General features: G+C 62.9%; 14 protein-coding genes and 1 pseudogene. 5 read left to right on the forward strand and 10 right to left on the reverse strand.

Annotation, left to right across the window (positions count from 1 at the left end):
- Positions 1–10: 10 nt before the first annotated feature.
- Positions 11–949, reverse strand: coding sequence for an alpha/beta fold hydrolase (locus HCN58_RS20045; RefSeq protein ID WP_171581105.1), 939 nt, complete (start codon positions 947–949; stop codon positions 11–13).
- A gap of 152 nt (positions 950–1,101) precedes the next feature.
- Between HCN58_RS20045 and HCN58_RS20050 the strand changes: the two genes are divergently transcribed.
- Both HCN58_RS20050 and HCN58_RS20055 read left to right on the forward strand, forming a co-directional pair.
- Positions 1,102–1,917 carry an MBL fold metallo-hydrolase gene (locus HCN58_RS20050; RefSeq protein ID WP_171581106.1) on the forward strand — a complete coding sequence of 272 codons (816 nt, stop codon included), beginning with the start codon at positions 1,102–1,104 and terminating at the stop codon, positions 1,915–1,917.
- 180 nt (positions 1,918–2,097) lie between these two features.
- Entirely contained in the window at positions 2,098–3,150 is a 1,053-nt protein-coding gene (locus HCN58_RS20055) for an amidohydrolase family protein (protein WP_171581107.1), read from the forward strand.
- Here HCN58_RS20055 and HCN58_RS20060 read toward each other — a convergent pair whose 3' ends face one another.
- Together HCN58_RS20060 and HCN58_RS20065 are read right to left on the reverse strand one after the other, a co-directional pair.
- Positions 3,151–4,407 carry an aminopeptidase gene (locus HCN58_RS20060; RefSeq protein ID WP_171581108.1) on the reverse strand — a complete coding sequence of 419 codons (1,257 nt, stop codon included), beginning with the start codon at positions 4,405–4,407 and terminating at the stop codon, positions 3,151–3,153.
- A gap of 61 nt (positions 4,408–4,468) precedes the next feature.
- A pseudogene (locus HCN58_RS20065) lies at positions 4,469–5,187 on the reverse strand (sulfite exporter TauE/SafE family protein).
- Between the two features lie 169 nt (positions 5,188–5,356).
- Here HCN58_RS20065 and HCN58_RS20070 point away from each other — a divergent pair.
- Positions 5,357–5,677, forward strand: a complete 321-nt coding sequence (locus tag HCN58_RS20070) for a hypothetical protein (protein WP_171581109.1) — start codon at positions 5,357–5,359, stop codon at positions 5,675–5,677.
- Positions 5,678–5,886: 209 nt separating this feature from the next.
- Here HCN58_RS20070 and HCN58_RS20075 read toward each other — a convergent pair whose 3' ends face one another.
- The 6 genes from HCN58_RS20075 to HCN58_RS20100 all read right to left on the reverse strand — a co-directional run bounded on the left by HCN58_RS20075 (position 5,887) and on the right by HCN58_RS20100 (position 10,659).
- The gene (locus tag HCN58_RS20075; RefSeq protein ID WP_171581110.1) at positions 5,887–6,174 is read right to left on the reverse strand and encodes a DUF1330 domain-containing protein; all 288 of its coding nucleotides are present in this window, start codon (positions 6,172–6,174) and stop codon (positions 5,887–5,889) included.
- Positions 6,175–6,219: 45 nt separating this feature from the next.
- Complete coding sequence (locus HCN58_RS20080) at positions 6,220–6,534, reverse strand: helix-turn-helix domain-containing protein (RefSeq protein WP_171581111.1); 315 nt, start codon at positions 6,532–6,534, stop codon at positions 6,220–6,222.
- The gene (locus HCN58_RS20085) at positions 6,512–6,931 is read right to left on the reverse strand and encodes a Crp/Fnr family transcriptional regulator (RefSeq protein WP_171581112.1); all 420 of its coding nucleotides are present in this window, start codon (positions 6,929–6,931) and stop codon (positions 6,512–6,514) included. Before HCN58_RS20085 ends, HCN58_RS20080 begins: the two co-directional genes overlap by 23 nt.
- Positions 6,915–8,246: a heterodisulfide reductase-related iron-sulfur binding cluster gene (locus HCN58_RS20090; RefSeq protein ID WP_171581113.1), complete on the reverse strand. Its 1,332-nt coding sequence runs from the start codon at positions 8,244–8,246 to the stop codon at positions 6,915–6,917. Before HCN58_RS20090 ends, HCN58_RS20085 begins: the two co-directional genes overlap by 17 nt.
- Before the next feature lie 4 nt (positions 8,247–8,250).
- Positions 8,251–8,640, reverse strand: coding sequence for a RidA family protein (locus HCN58_RS20095; protein ID WP_171581114.1), 390 nt, complete (start codon positions 8,638–8,640; stop codon positions 8,251–8,253).
- Between the two features lie 120 nt (positions 8,641–8,760).
- Positions 8,761–10,659: a DEAD/DEAH box helicase gene (locus tag HCN58_RS20100; RefSeq protein ID WP_171581115.1), complete on the reverse strand. Its 1,899-nt coding sequence runs from the start codon at positions 10,657–10,659 to the stop codon at positions 8,761–8,763.
- A gap of 305 nt (positions 10,660–10,964) precedes the next feature.
- On the opposite strand from HCN58_RS20100, the gene HCN58_RS20105 reads away from it, so the two are divergent.
- Positions 10,965–11,684 carry a DNA-3-methyladenine glycosylase I gene (locus HCN58_RS20105; protein ID WP_171581116.1) on the forward strand — a complete coding sequence of 240 codons (720 nt, stop codon included), beginning with the start codon at positions 10,965–10,967 and terminating at the stop codon, positions 11,682–11,684.
- A 13-nt stretch (positions 11,685–11,697) separates the two neighbouring features.
- Here the strand turns inward: HCN58_RS20105 and HCN58_RS20110 are convergent, their stop codons facing one another.
- Positions 11,698–12,930, reverse strand: coding sequence for a rhodanese-like domain-containing protein (locus HCN58_RS20110; protein ID WP_171581117.1), 1,233 nt, complete (start codon positions 12,928–12,930; stop codon positions 11,698–11,700).
- Between the two features lie 59 nt (positions 12,931–12,989).
- On the opposite strand from HCN58_RS20110, the gene HCN58_RS20115 reads away from it, so the two are divergent.
- Positions 12,990–13,913, forward strand: a complete 924-nt coding sequence (locus tag HCN58_RS20115; protein ID WP_171581118.1) for a LysR family transcriptional regulator — start codon at positions 12,990–12,992, stop codon at positions 13,911–13,913.

The raw sequence follows: 13,913 nt of genomic DNA on the forward strand, positions 1-13,913 counted from the left end.
CAAATTCGGTCTACGACTTGATTAATTCCATCACCGCCGCCGCAAACGCCTCCGGCGCTTCCTGCGGCAGATTGTGTCCGACGCGCGGCACCACGCGATGGACGCGGCGGCCGGTGAACTTCGACGCGCTGGCAGCGCCGTCGCTCGCGGGCGCAACGCCATCGCCTGCGCCGTCCAGGGTAATCGCTGATACGGTGATGGGAGGCAGCGCCGCCAGCCTGCGCTGGATATCGGCATATTGCGGATCGCCTTCGGCCAGACCAAAGCGGTGGCGATAGCTGTGGATCACCACATCGACGTAATCGGGATTGTCGTGGGCACTCGCCGTCCGCTCGAAACAGCCATCGTCGAACGCCCAGTTCGGCGACCACTGCGTCCATAATATCCTGGCGATCTCCCGCCGGTTGGCGGCAAGACCGGCGCGGCCGCGCTCGAGCTGGAAATAATATTGGTACCACAGCGCCACCTCGCGTTCGGGACGCATCGGCGCCATGGCGTCGGCGATATCCTGGATCAGATAGGAATTGACGCAGACGAGCCCGATACAGCGCTCCGGCCATAGCGCCGCGCCGACGCAGGCTGCGCGTCCACCCCAGTCGTAGCCCGCGAACACCGCGCGGCGGATGTCGAGCGCGTCCATCACGGCCATCATGTCGGTGCCGATCGCCGCCTGCTCGCCCGAGCGCGGAGTCGCCGCATCGCGAAACCGGGTCGGTCCGTAGCCGCGCAAATAGGGAATGATGACACGGCAGCCTTGGGCGGCCAGTTGCGGCGCGACGTCGACATAGGAATGAACGTCGTAGGGAAAACCATGCATCAGCATCACGGCGGCACCATCTGCCGGTCCCGCCTCGTAATAGGCGATGCTGAGCGGTCCGGCATCGACTTGCCGTAACGGTTCCAGCCGCTTCGATGACGGGGCACGCGCAGCGGGGGCATTTTCGGTCAAGACGAACTCCCTGGTTCGATTTCACTATATGACAGGGCTGGCTGCCGATGAAGCGATTCCGGCGCAGAGCTGTGCGCGAATGTCATCATGACGGCTGCAAGATTCGGCGATACACTGTCGCGGCCAGCCTCGCCGCGAGAATGGGTCATGCCATGTTGCGATCCCTTGCTGTTGCCCTTGCCTTCTTCGGCTCGCTGATCATCCCTGCGGCCGCCCAGCAACCGCTGCGCAGCGAATGCCTCGCGATGGCGAAGGTCCCGCCCAGCGTCGTGCCGGTCAACCTGCGCCGCACCGCCGCCAAAGCCGAAGATGTCGCGATCACCTATGTCGGGCATTCCACCTACTACATCGACACGCCTGGCGGGGTGCGGATCGCGACCGACTTCAACGGCGTCTACCGGACCGGCCGCCTGCCCGATGTCGTCACCATGAACCGCGCGCACTCGACACACTACACGCTGTTTCCGGATCCAAACATTCCGCATGTCCTGCATGGCTGGGGTGAGAACGGACAGGCGGCGCATGTCTCAACGCGCGTCGGCGACGTTTATATCCGTAACGTGCCGACCGATATCCGCCGCTACTATGGCGAGGGGTCGGACGGCGGTATGATCAAGGACGGCAACTCGATCTTCATCTTTGAGGTCGCCGGGCTCTGCATCGGCCATCTCGGCCATCTGCATCACAAGCTCGACGAGACGCATTTCGCGGCGATCGGCCGGCTCGACATCGTGATGGTACCGATCGACGGCACCTATACGATGTCGCTCGACGGCGTTTCCGAGATCACCAAGCGGCTGCGCGCCTCTGTGGTTCTGCCGATGCACCGCTTCGCAACGCCGCTCGACGAATTCATGCGCCTGATCGGCCAGCAATTCCAAATCGACCAGCGGACCGAGCGGACTCTGAAGATTTCGCGGGACACGCTGCCGGGCACGCCGACGGTGATTATTCTGGAAGGGGTGTAAGTTAGCGCATCGCTAGTAACCGCCGTCATTGCGAGCCAACTGGTCGCGCGAATGCGCGCCCGATGACAGGCTCCGGGAGGCAATCCATGGCGCCGCACGCGGAGAGATGGATTGCTTCGTCGCTTTGCTCCTCGCAATGATCAGAAGCAAAACGAACAACACTCGTTGGAGCCGAAATTCATGGCCGCCAGCACTGCACACGCCTCCAGAAGCGGGCTCTACGCCGATCCGCGCGAAGACTGGCTGGCGCAACACACCGAAGAGATCATCGACCCCGCGCGTCCGATCGTCGATCCGCATCACCATCTCTGGGACCGCGGCGGCCTGCGCTACATGATCGAGGAGGTGTCGAACGATATTGCCTCCGGCCATAACGTCATCGCGACCGTCTATATCGATTGCCGCTCGATGTATCGTGCGCACGGCCCCGAGGCGTTCCGTCCCGTCGGCGAAGTCGAATTCGCCAATGGCGTGGCGGCGATGGCGGCAAGCGGCGGCTACGGCAAGGCCGCGATCTGCGCCGGCATCGTCAGCCACGTCAACCTGCTGCTCGGCGAAGGCGCGAAGGGCGTGCTGGAGGCGGAGATCGCTGCCGGCAACGGCCGATTCCGCGGCATCCGGCATTCCTCGGCCTGGGATGCCGATCCCAACGTCGCCGGCATGTATGCGACACGGCCGAAAGCGCTGTTACTCGACAGCACGTTTCGCAGGGGCTTTGCCTGTCTTGCGCCTTTGGGCCTGAGCTTCGACGCCTGGCTGTTTCATCCGCAGATCGGCGAACTCACCGACCTCGCCCGCGCTTTCCCAGACACCAAGATCGTACTCGATCATTGCGGCGGCCCGGTCGGCATCGGCCGGTTTGCCGGCCGGCGCAAGCAAGTATTCCCGGAATGGAAGGCTTCGATCCAGGAAATCGCGCGATGTCCGAACGTCGTGGTCAAGCTCGGCGGGCTTGCGATGTGCCTGCTCGGCTACGACTTTCACTTGCGACCGAAGCCGCCGTCTTCGGAACAGGCCGCCGCCGCATGGCGTCCCTATATCGAAACCTGCATCGAGGCCTTTGGACCCGATCGATGCATGTTTGAAAGCAATTTTCCGCCTGATAAAGGCCAGTGCAGCTATCAGGTGATCTTCAACGCCTTCAAGCGGCTCGCCGCGCAATACAGCGAGGCTGAGAAGACCGCGCTGTTCTCGAAGACGGCGATCGACTGCTACAAGCTCGAGCTAGGCTGATTACGCCCACTCGCCCTTGCGGAATACCGGCACGCGGCTTCCGTCGGCGTGAATGCCGTCGATGTCGGTTTCGGCCGACCCGATCATCCAGTCGATATGAATGAGGCTCTTGTTGCCGCCTTGCTCGGCGATCTGCTGCGGCGTAAGCTTGTCGCCACCCACGAAGCACTTCGAGTAGCACTGGCCGAGTGCGATATGGGAAGCGGCATTCTCGTCGAACAGTGTGTTGAAGAACAACAGCCCACTTTTGGAGATCGGCGAGGAATGCGGCACCAGCGCCACTTCACCGAGACGCGCCGCGCCCTCGTCGGTGTCGAGTACCTTCTTAAGGACCTCCTCGCCACGCGAGGCCTTTGCCTCGACGATGCGGCCTTCCTCGAACCTGACCGCGATGTTGTCGATCAGCGTGCCCTGATAGGACAGCGGCTTGGAGGAGACGACATGGCCGCTGACGCGCCGGCAATGCGGCGTGGTAAAGACTTCCTCGGTTGGGATGTTGGCGTTGCAGGTGATGCCGTTCTTCGCGGTCGAGGCGCCGCCTTCCCATTCATGGCCGTCGGCAAGGCCGATCGTCAGATCGATGCCCGGGCCGGAATATTTCAGCGCGTCGAAGCGCTGGCCGTTCAGCCATTCGGTGCGCTCGCGCAGCACGGCGTTGTGTTTTTCCCAGGCGGCGACGGCGCCATCCTGATCGACGCGGGACGCCGCAAAAATCGCATCAGCCAGTTTTGCCACCGCGACGTCCTCGGGGACGTCTGGGAAGACCTGTTTGGCCCAGGACGGGCTCGGATAGGCGATGATGTTCCAGTTGGTATCGAAATTGACGATCTTCTCCAGCGCCGGTTGATAGGCGATCGAATTGGCCTTGCTGGCGCGCGCCACCTTCACCGGGTCCTCGCCCGACAGCAGCATCGGATTGTCGCCGACGATGGCCAACCGCGCGGTGTTGGCGGAGAACGCCTTCGCCATGCCCTCATAGAGCCAGTTCGCGGCACGATCGAAACCGGCCTCGTGGCCGTAGCGGTAGCGCGCCAGCGTAATCGCCTCGTCCGATAGTAACGGGGTCACCAGACTAGCGCCGGCCTTGTACGCATGTACGGCAATCCGGCGCACCAGCGGCAGCGCGACCGAAGGCGCGGTCAGCAGCAGGTCCTGTCCCGGCTGCAGCCGCAAGCCAACCTTGACCGCGACTTCGGCGAGGCGGTCGAGTTTTACGGGATCAATCGAGACGGAAACGTTGCCCTGAAGTGCAGTCATGATTCTTTCGGCCAATGCTGAAGGATTTTTAGGGCTTCGCAGCCTTGCCGTGACGACGCAATCAAGCCAAAGCGAGCGAAGCCCCCGACAACAGCAATAGCACAAGAATGGTCCGGCGAAAGCCGACCTCGTCGATGTTCCGGAATGCCATAATGCCAAGCACGGAACCCGCAAACAGCGCCGGCAGGCTGATGGCGAGGTCGATCACTAGCCTGGCAGACAGACTCTGATGCCCGAGCAGCAGCGCCAGCGCCAACACCTGAATGATGGCGATGAACGGCTGCACCAGCCCGCGCTGGTCGCACTTCGGCATGCCGCGCATGTCGCACCAGATGGTCGGAATGGCCCCCCCGGCATCGCCGTCAAGCCGCCGAATCCGATCAGCGCCGTGAGCCGCCGGCTGGTTGCTCCGCAGCCGCACGCCAGCGTCGGACGGAACAGCATGTAGCCGGCGTATATGGCGACGATATCCCGAAGGCAACCCGGAGAATACGCGCTTCCGCGTTCTGCAGCAGGTAGACCGCAATCGGAATGCCGAGCGCTCCGCCGAAGATCAAGAGCAGGCTGCCTTCCCACTGAATGTTCCGGCGCAGCGCCCACAAATTGGCGGCCTGCACGCCGATACTGCAGGCCATCAGGGGCACAGCCTCCATCGGCCGAAAGATGCGCAGCAGGATCGCTGCCCGCGACCGCGAAGAACGCAAAGCCGGCAAGGCTCGAGACGAAGGCGCCGGCGAATACGGCAACGCTCAACAGCGGATGGGTCGCCAGATCCGGCATTCGTTTCGCCCCAGGCGTCGGCTAGTCCATTGGCAATGGCAACACCTGCGGCTTTGCATCCGCCGGGCATTTCGCATCATCCTCCGCCGCAATAATCGACGAATGCGGCTGCCGCCCAGCGAGCACGGCGCTGCCGGCGACATGGAGGACCACGACGAGGATGGCGATGATGGCGAGCGAAGCGAAGCTTAGCGGCGTTCCGTCACGCGAATTGAGTCCCGGCGTCCCGCTGCGCCTTGCGATCGGTGCGGACGGGCGCGTTATTTCCGTGGGCATTTCGGCTGCTCTTTTCGGTTTGTCGGGATTCCGGCACATGCTTCACGGGACGTATCTGAGCCTGCCCGGGCATCAAATGCCGGTAGCGGCGCAGTACCCGGATTGCATCGCGGCGCCGCGAGCGATGGAGCGCCTCGAGGATGCGCACAAATATTCCCTTGCGCTTCGGACGCTGCCTGTGCTCGTTTTCAATCGAGTGAGTACGCATCGCTGATGCCCCGCGTGGTGGTTGTGTGTTTCGCGCGGGAAAAATGTCAGCAAGCGCGAAGACCGCCTGTGAGGTATTTCACAGGCGCTTCGTCGCGCGAGACAAATGGACGTGAGGAAGCTTGATGAAGCCTTGAGGTGTGCTTGAGACGGATGTCAATCGTGCGTAAGTCGCGGCTTGTTGCGGCCGGGCGGTCAACTCAACGCTTCGCCATGTCACAGGCCTCTGACCGCCAGCACGATGGCATCAGCGCCCGCCTTGCGATCGACCGAGATCTCCCGATACTCGGGCGAATTCTGAAATTCCTTTGCCGCGGCATCATCCGGAAATTCCATAATCACGACCTTGTCGCGCGGCCATTCGCCTTCCAGCACCGCTGGATGCGCATCCGCCACCAGAAGCTTGCCCCTGAACTTCTTGAACACGCCCATGAAGCGCGATTGATAACGGTCGTAGAGTTCGCGGCGGGTGAATTTCAGTTGCGCGATAATGTAGACGCTCATGACTGATCCCGCTGGATTTCCATTTTTTGCAGCGCCGACGTCGCGCTAGTGATTGCGTTCCTGGGCGATGAAGCCGTCGAGGCGCTTCGCATTGCGGATCACGATCTTGCCGCGGCTCTTGGAGATCAGCCCGAGCCGCTCGAACTCCGACAGCGCGATGGCGACCCAGCTTCGGCTGACGCCGATCATCCTGGCGAGTTCCTGCTGCGTCAGGTCCACCACTGACAGGCATTGCTGCGGGGAGTCACCCGGCTCCGGCCGCGCCAGCGATTTGAGAATCGTGCCGAGCCGCACCGAGGCGCGGTCCAGCACCATCGGCCCGCTGCGTTCGATGCTCTCAATCGAGAGGATGGCGAGCAACCGAGTGATGTTCCAGTGAAACGGCGGAATTTCCGCGAGGCAATGCAGGAGCGCGCGTCAGGATGGATGCGGTGGCCGCTTCCAGTGCTTCGGCCGACAAGATGCGGCCCTGTCCGGTGACGGTTGCGGCCAGCCCGAGGATCGTGCCGGGCAGGCAGATGCCGAACGTGAATTCTTCGCCGTTCTCCAGCGTCTGGAATAACCTGATACGGCCCTCGGTGACGAGCAGCAGCGTGTCGCTCGGCTCGCCCTGATCGAACAGGGTTTCCTTCGGATCGAACGATACGGCCTTCATGCGATCGAGGATCATCTGACGCTGGGCGGCGCTGAGCCCTTCCGTCGCGATGCTCCATTTCGGCGATAGTGTTCCGGCCTGCACGTCAGGCAGGGTTTGCATGAGCGTGTCCTTTCTCGAAGCAATCAAGCTGCCCCTTGAATTCCAGCGATGCGAAGATGGCGGGCCCATGTTGCCTGAGCCATTCCGGATCGATATCCAGGCCATTGGCTTGCAAATAGGGACGGCCTTCCTGGACGATCATCTGCCAGTCATCGAGCAGGCGAAACTGCTTCAGCCGATCGACATGCGGCACGCCGCCAAGCGCTTCGACCAGGAGATCGGTGTAGTTCAACACGCGGAATTTTCCTTGGGCCTCGGCGCCAACAAATGCCGCGTGGCAGCCGTGATAGAGCGTAACCAGGATTTCGGCACCCGTCGCGTTGGCGCACGCGAGAAGTTCGTTGTGTTCGCGGGCGGCCAGCTCCGGTGACTTGCTGCAGCCGGAGCCGCCGCAGGTATAGCCGGATTCAAAAACGGTTTGGATGATCTCGAGCCCTGGAATGGCCCGCAACAGCAAATCGACATTGCGGCAGATGTCGGCGCGGCCGACATGGGCATGGACAATGACGCGGTGTGGAATCGGGACCACGAATTTTTCCCGCAACTCGTCTATTCGGCTGACGAGATACTTGGTCACGTGGTCGAAGTCGTAGCTGGTCTTGCGATAGCCTTCGAGGGTTTCGCCCAGATGCAATTGGCACGTCGGACACCAGTTCAGGACTCGTTCCGGACTGAACCCTTCGAACCGATCGATCGCGTTGGCGGTGACACGTTCGCCGGTGCGGATTTCACCTTCCCATTTGGTGGCGATGACGCCGCAGCACGACGACGGGCCGCCGACGACTTCATAGTCGGCGTCCAGCGCCTCGAGTGCCGCCATCGCGTTGAACAGCAAGTGGGGCGTTCGCAGCGCGTTGCATCCGAGATAAAATACGATCGGGGCAGGTCTTGGCCGGGGCGGCACGAACACGTGGCGAAATTCCTCAGGGATCAGTTGCATGGCGGCCATGATCTTAATGGCGCGCGACATGCGGCGGAAGAGTTCGGGGGTTTTCGCCCCTCGCGATGCCGATCTCGCGCCGGCGAGCGCGAGCATCTTGCGCGGATTGATCGCTTCGGGACACGCGGGGATGCAGAGACCGCAGCCGTTGCAGGTCGACGCCCAGGCGTCCGATGCCGGATCGAGTTCTTTTTCTCCGCCGAGGAAATCCACGATCCCGCCGACGACGTGTGCGGGCGGCGTATTCACCGCGGCGCCGTATGGAATCACCGGGCATACGCTGACGCATTGGCCGCATTTCGTGCAGCGGTCCGCGATGGCTTGCGCTTCGCCCGTGAGGAAATTCGCGAGGGACCGGGGTGCAGAGCGCTCCATCGCATCAATCCAGGCAAACGATGGCTTCGATCTCGACCAGCATGCGCGGATCGACCAACCTTCTCACTTCGACCAGCGTCGCGGCAGGGCGGCCGCTGAAATAGGGAAACCGGATATCGCGGGTGTCGCGGTTAAAGCGGTCGATGTCGGTCGTGAAGATGGTGAACTTGACTACCTTGTCGAACGAGGTCGCGGCGTGCTCGAGAATGTCGGCCAGATTGGCAAAGCATTGCGCGACCTGCGCACGCATATCGCCCTCGCCGACCACCTCGCCCTCGGCGTCGCGCGCGGTAATTCCGGCGGTGTGCAGCAGACGCCCGGACGACGTCACGCCCAGCGAAAATGGAACGGTGATTTCAAGAGGTTTTCCCAAGATCAGGGCTGTCCTGGCCATGCAATCTCCCAACATCCATTTCGAACATGGATGCAAGGTTAGTCCAGGTCTGCAAAAGTCTCTGTTAACTAGTAAGCATTCGCGCTCCGAAAAGTTGTTTCGGACGCTCGATGGCGACGGTTATCCGCGGAATTTCTTCTTTTTCTTCTTTCCGAATGCAGCCTTGGCCAACACTTCCCCTTCCCGCCGCGGCTTTCCCGCCTCAGTCGGCTTATCCCGACGCCGGCCCCTGCTGGCAAAACTCGTCTGGTCAGCGGGATCTGGTTTGTCGGATCGCCGGTCATATCCATGGGTCGTTTCGCGATCAGGCTTGCCGCGGTGAACTTTGCCATGCGGTTTCGAGGGCCGCGCCTCTTCGCGCGACGGGGCATTCGTCATCGCCTCGATGCGAATGCTGTCTTCCTTGTCAGGCCGACGGATTCTTGCAGCGAAGCGGCTGGCGACGCGCGCGGAAATCTCGAATTCGGTCGCGGTATCGAGAATGCGGATGGTGCCGATATCTTCCTTCTTGATGCTGCCGCGGCGGCACAGCATCGGCAGCAGCCAACGCGCTTCAGCGTTCTTCTTGCGTCCGATCGCAGCGGTGAACCACACACTGTCTTCCGCCATGCGATGGCGTGGCGAGGATTTCGCGGGCTTCGATCCACGACCGGTCTCGCGTTCAGCCCTCTCGCGGGTGCGCTCGGCACGAGACTTGACGCGATCTTCGCCGGGATCGACGATGTCCTCGGGCGAAGGCAGTCGCGCGCGGTAGAGCCGCGCCAGCGCGGCGGCAATCTCTTCCGCCGACCGTTCGGCAAGCAGCGCCTGCGCGAGCGCCAGATCTTCGGGCGTCGTTTCGGCCGCGAGCAGGTCGTCCTTCAGCAGCCGCTCCTGATCGAGCTTGCGGATTTCATCGGGTTGCGGCGCCAGACCCCAGACCGCATCGATGCCGGCTAGCTTGAGCAGCATATCCGCGCGACGCCGCCGCGCCGGCGGCACCAGCAATATACTGACGCCCTTGCGGCCGGCACGCCCGGTGCGGCCGGATCGATGCTGCATGACTTCCGGATCGTTCGGCAGGTCGGCGTGAATGACGAGATCGAGGTTCGGCAGATCGATGCCGCGCGCGGCAACGTCGGTCGCAACGCAAACGCGGGCGCGGCCGTCGCGCAAGGCCTGCAGCGCCAGCGTTCGCTCGTTCTGCGTCAACTCGCCCGACAGCGCCACCACCGAGAAGCCGCGCTCCAGCAGCGTCGCCTGCAGATGCCGCACGGCCTCGCGCGTGTTGCAGAACACCAGCGTGCCCGGCGATTCGAAGTAGCGGAGGATGTTGACCACAGCGTGTTCAACATCGCCGGCCGCGATCCGGATGGCGCGATATTCGATATCGGCATGCCCGCCCTCATCACCCGCGACTTCGACGCGGAACGCGTCCTGCTGATATTCCTTCGCCAGCGCGACGATGCCCGGCGGCAAGGTCGCCGAGAACAACAGCGTGCGGCGATCGTCCGGCGTGGCCTGCAGGATCGATTCCATATCCTCGCGAAAACCGAGATCGAGCATCTCGTCGGCCTCGTCGAGCACGATCGCCTTCAACTCCGAGACATCAAGCCGGCCGCGCCGCAGATGATCGCAGAGTCGCCCCGGCGTGCCGACCACGATGTGCGCGCCTGCGGCAAGCTCCCGCTGCTCGCGGCGCGGGTCCATGCCGCCGACGCAGGAGACCACGCGGGCATCCGCATGCTGATAAAGCCAGCCGAGTTCGCGGTGGACCTGAAGCGCAAGCTCGCGCGTCGGCGCGACGATCAGCGCCAGCGGCGCGGCAGCCCGCTCGAATCGTTCGGCGCCATCCAGCAGGTTCGTTCCAATCGCCAGGCCATAGGCGACCGTTTTGCCGGAGCCGGTTTGCGCGGAAACCAGCAGGTCACGGCCATCAGCGTCGTCGGCCAGCACTGCGGTCTGCACTGGCGTCAGCCGATCGTAGTTGCGTTCCGCCAAGGCTCGGGCGAGCGGCGCACTTGTGGGCAAGAATGTCACGAGATGTCAGACCTTGATTGGCGTTATCGGCCGGGAATATGAAAAAAGCGCTTCGAACCGAAATGACTCAAAAGCCGCGCATTGACGACGCGCAGCCGCACGGCCTGACGGATTTGAATGAGGTGAGGATGCTTTAGGCGAAATCCAGCCAGGACGCCATCCATTCTTTGCAGATCAGCCGATCAATTCTGCGACGGTTAACCTTCGACGCTGCCGGCTGGGAATTCCGGCACGATCCGCTACACTACGACTTACAGGGGTTTCAGCCGTGGTTTCCACTTAACCATTCGAAGAGGCCATGCACCGTGACCGCGTTCAAGGCCATCCGGGCCCGCGCTGAGAAGCGCAAGGGCGGGCCGAAGGCACTCGCCAAGCTGCTGCCGGCAAAGCCGGACCCGAAGGCGCTCGCCAAGCTCGGCGACGACCGGATTCTTTCCGAAATGACCAGGCGGGTGTTCTGCGCGGGGTTTGCGTGGAGCGTGATCGAGAGCAAATGGCCGGGCTTCGAAAAAGCGTTTCTCGGCTTCACGCCGGGGCCGCTGACGCTGCAGCCGGATGATTTCTGGGACGGCCTGATGAAGGATACGCGCATTGTCCGCAACGGCGCCAAGATCATGTCAGTGCGCGCCAATGCCGCTTTCGTCCGGGACATTGCGAAGGAACACGGCAGTTTCGGCAAGTTCCTGGCGAACTGGCCGTCATCGGACGAGGCCGGATTGCTGGAATTGCTGGCCAAGCGCGGCAGCCGGCTCGGCGGCAATACCGGGCAGATGATGCTGCGCTTTCTCGGCTGGGACGGGTTCGTCACGTCAAGGGATGTCGTCATGTGCCTGCGCGATGCCGGACTCGACATTGCGGAAACGGTCACTTCCAAGCGCGACCTCGCCAAGGTCCAGGCGCAGTTCAATGCATGGGCCGAGGAGAGCGGCCTTCCTTACGTGCAGATCTCGCGGATTTGCGCTATGTCGATCGGCGAGAATTACGCGGCCGAGAAGCTTGCGAGTATGGTCGGCGCGGACGATTAGTCATCGATCGCCGTCAAATGACGAAGAATCCATGCGTGCCGTCGCGGCGGAGCTGTTCGACGAGGCCGTATTCCCAGTCGAGATAGGCCTGCATCGCGCTTTCCTTGACATCGGTGCCCTCGTAGGGACGGCGATAGCGGTGTGACGGGTCGGGCTTCGGGATCACATGCGGCGGTCCGACTTCTATCGCACCGTCATGGCCGCCTTCGAGCACGTAAGCCTCCCATCCCATCTGCGCGAGCCAGGACGCGGTCATATCGGCGCGGACGCTTCTATCATCAGTCAGCATGATGCGGGCGCCGCGCACCGGGGCTGCCATGTCGATCTCCTGCACCAACTGGCCCCCAGCGTAATGCCGAAAGCCCGCGAGATGGCCGGCCGTGTATTCCTCTTCCGAGCGCACGTCGAAGCGGTACAACGTGCGATCGGATTGAGCCTGCAGCGCCGTCATTTCGGCAGGGCCGATATGGCGCACGCCGGCGCGATAGGCGACGTCGCGTGCATTGACTTCGCCGCCTGCGATGGCGCCGATCTCGCCGCGTCGGTCACTACCGTGTTCGAGACTTTGCTTGGCCAGCGTCCAGCCGATCGTTCCGTTGCGCAGCGCCCGCACCTTGTTGGGGACGCCAGCATTGATCAGCGACTGGGTGCCGATGATCGAGCGGGTACGGCCGGCGCAATTGACGATGATCGTGGTCTCGGGATCCGGCGCGGCGCGGCCGGCGCGCAGCACCAGTTCCGCGCCAGGCACACTGATCGAGCCCGGAATGTTCATGGTCGCGTATTCGTCGAAGCGGCGGACGTCGAGGATTTGGATATTGGCGCCGCTCGCAATCAGGGCGCCGACTTCCTCCGCGGCAAGCGAAGGGGTGTGGCGGCGCGACTCGACCAGTTCGCCAAAGGCCTTGGCGTAGGAATTGACGTCCTCGAACACCTCATAGCCCGCCGATTTCCAGCCCTGCAGCCCGCTATCGAGCTGTCGGACATTGCAGTAGCTCAAGGCCTTCAGATGATCCGCGGCCTGCGGCACGAGGCCCTCGCCGGCATCGTAGAGCACAATCGGCACGTCCTTGCGCGGCAGCCGCGTCTCCGCTTCGAGCGCGATCCGGTCGGCCGCCATGTTGGCGGCAAACAGAGGATGGCCGGTGGCGAAGACGGCCTCGTGCCTTACATCGAGCAGCGCGATTTCCTCGCGCAACAGCAGCGCGGTGCGGACTTGCGAGGCGGTGATGGATGGTACGGTCATGGACGGAGATTCCGAAAACGGCATATGATTGCTTGCATAATGGGCACCCTGGGCACCCGATGGATCTCAAACAATTGCGAACGTTCCGGGCCGTAGCCGAACTCGGAAGCCTGAGCAAGGCCGCGGACCGGCTGCGCGCCGCGCAGCCGGCGCTCAGCCGGCACATCAAGCTGCTCGAGCATGAGCTTCGCGTCGAGCTGTTCGTCCGCAACGGGCGCGGCATGCTCTTGACCAGCGCGGGCCGGATGCTGCTCGACCGCACCACCGGCCTGATCCGCCAGATCGAGCAGGTCAGCGACGACCTCAAATCGGCTAACGGCAATCCGTCGGGCCGCGTCATCCTCGGGCTGGTGCCGACAGTCAGCGCCGTCCTGTCCGGACGATTTGCCCGCCGCGTCCTCAACGAATTTCCGGACGTCTCGCTGCGCATCGTGGAAAGCTATGGCGGGCATCTGGTCGAGTGGCTGCACCGCGGTGAGATGGATCTCGCAATCATCTATGGTCCAGCGGTCGATCTCCATCTTCAGGTGCAGTCGATCGGCCGCGAGGATATCGTGGCCGTCGGGCCGCCGGGATCCGGCTTGAATAAGCGCAAACAGGTCGATCTGAAGTGGCTGGTGAAGCAGAAGCTGATCCTGCCCAGCATCTCTCATGGCCTGCGGGCGCTGCTGGAAAAGGCGCTGGCGCGCGAAAAACTGAAGCTAGAGGCCATGATCGAGGTCGATTCCTACCGCGCGCAGATCAGCCTGATGGAGGAGGGGCTCGGCTATACGCTGCTGCCGCCCTCGGCGATCCGCACTGAAGTGGCGGCGAAACGCCTGGAGATGGCCGTGGTCAGTCCCGCCGTGTCGCGCGAACTGATCCTGGCTTCGCCGATCGCCCACCCACCGTCGATCGCGACGACGACAATCGCGACGCTGATCGTGTCCGAGATTCAACAGCTTTCCCGGGAAGGGCGCTGGAAGATCAACATGACGGCGTAG

Source organism: Bradyrhizobium australiense (assembly GCF_013114825.1).
Classification (GTDB): domain Bacteria; phylum Pseudomonadota; class Alphaproteobacteria; order Rhizobiales; family Xanthobacteraceae; genus Bradyrhizobium; species Bradyrhizobium australiense.